This is a genomic window from Shewanella sp. A22 (assembly GCF_053850585.1).
On the sequence record NZ_JBSQBN010000224.1, the window covers coordinates 1 to 2,250 of the forward strand.

Here is a 2,250-nt window from a genome sequence, read left to right on the forward strand (position 1 = left end):
TGGATGTTCTCGACGTCGGTGGGTGGCGCTAAAGCCAGTGCGAACTTATACAGCCTGGTGATGACCTGCCGTGCCAATGATTTGAATCCCTACTACTATTTCCGTCATCTATTTACGGAATTACCCAAGCGTGCACTATTAGATGATATGTCTGATTTGCTGCCGTGGAATGTTGATTTAGGTGAAGCAGAATAAGCTTCACCAGTTCATTGACCGCTTACCATTAGGTAAAGTATGGCGACCTGATATGTGATAACGCCAAATAATTTGCCCCCGTAAAAAGACGACTGTTTGCGGAGGTCAAATTTATTTGTTAGGTAGCATGGGTGCTCGTTTATTTTCTACCATATCTAAATAGAGTTGAATTTTTCAGCAATCATTCAATTTTTTCACAACCATCTATATCTCTTGGCCTCATACTTTTCAGCAAATAAGCACATGATTCATCTTTGGGGATAGCAATATGATTAGACTTACACTTATTATCAAGTAAATCAGTTTCTTTAATTAATCTAACCTTCCAATTTGGCATATCTTGAGGTGGAATAAATTTATCAGATATACCCTTTAAAGTGTCATCCAATAGCTTAAGTATAAGATTTTTTACATAAACCTTATATTCTCCATCATTTCCATATATGTAAAACTCTAATGCTCTAAGACTGCTATCAAGTAAACAACGTTTATCAGCACTAACCACATTCCAGAATGACCACCAATAGTTATAGTAACTAAATGAACCATTATTATCAGAAATGGTTAACAATGCTCTCCTGAGATCATTCGAAATATCAGCATCACTATTGAAGTAAGTAGAAATTGTTCTTGATATTTTTTCAAGCTCCACTCGTTGAAAGTTTTGAGCTTTATCATAGTTAGCACAATACAGAGCAAAACTAATTTTTCCTTGTAATAAATTTGTATCCTCTGTATCGAAGATTATCTTTTTATTATCGGTATCAAAAACGATTAACTCGGATTTTAATTGCTCTTCTTTAACTTGCTCTTTAGCAAACGATGATTTGATATTATTAGTAGATAAATACTTATAAATATCATTACAACCAGATGACAATTCGTGTATTAAATTAATAACACCATCTAATGTTTGTGGACTTCTAATAATGGTAGGTCGAGTTCCACTTTTAACAACATCACCTCTTAATACAATGTTTCTTATTACACGCATCCACTCGGTGAATTTACCTTTATCAAACTCATCTACATTTAATAAATACTCTGTTTGTGCATAGAATAATGTTTTTTGAGTATATGAAGCATTTTGTCCTTCATATACGATAGCTGAAAATATTGTGTCTTCAGGGCGATGCTGAAAAAGAGGGAAGTCCAAATTAAGATCAAGTCCAGAACTATATACTTCAGAATACTTATCTAAAGCACTACATAAATAATTAAAATCTTCTTTGTCAAAAAATGAGGGTTTTACAGCATTAGGGTCATCTTGTAAATTTGAGATCAATAATATTCTATTATCAGATTTCCTAATAGCCTTTCTACACATAACAATAGTAGATATGAACCTTATAAAAGCATCATCAATATTATTTTTTTTACTATTATTCCAGAATAAATCTGTCCAAACAGTATCTATTTTCATGGCAAAAGTTTGAAGGAAATCTTTATTTTCATCCCAATTTTTATCATAAATTAATTTTTGAAAAGATGCTTTAAAGTTTTCGAATGGTGATAATAATTTTCCGCGTGCATTCATTTTTATATACAAATCATCTGTTAAACCTATGCCTTCAAGGTCAATATGATAGAAAGCAATCAAATGATTATCTCCTGTCAACTTGTCCCAAAGGTGTTCAACATCATAAAAAAGCTCATGAATGTTATCAATAGTTCTTAACATTGCGTCTATAGTCGGATCTTTCTTCCAAGAAAGAAAGAACCATGATGAATCTATAGCTTCTACACTTAGGGAACTCTTTTTATCTATTGAGATAGATTTAGATACCAATTCATTACAAAAATCTCTAGAGCTTATTCTTGTTTCGTAAGTAAATTTCTTGAAGATATCAATAACTTCATCTATTAACTTGTTCTCTTTTGTGGCAGCGTACCAATGTAATAAAAATAAAGTTGTCAGTCTTTGCTGACAGGGCGAGATCGTGAACGTTTTTCAATCAACTTAACACACGATTTGACGTTAACATTTAGCTATGATCTTATACTCCCTTTTTTCGGGAGCTCACCATGCATATTGACCACTTCAAAGAGACTTTT

2 protein-coding genes are annotated in these 2,250 nt (G+C 32.5%); one reads left to right on the forward strand and one right to left on the reverse strand.

The features are described 5' to 3' along the window. A partial coding sequence (locus ACWXWT_RS20350; RefSeq protein ID WP_456043387.1) for a transposase domain-containing protein occupies positions 1-195 on the forward strand: 195 nt, incomplete at its 5' end. 181 nt (positions 196-376) lie between these two features. On the opposite strand, the gene ACWXWT_RS20355 is transcribed toward ACWXWT_RS20350, so the two are convergent. Further along, a complete protein-coding gene (locus tag ACWXWT_RS20355; RefSeq protein ID WP_456043388.1) occupies positions 377-2,134 on the reverse strand; it encodes a GmrSD restriction endonuclease domain-containing protein in 1,758 nt (585 codons plus the stop codon). Positions 2,135-2,250 lie beyond the last annotated feature (116 nt).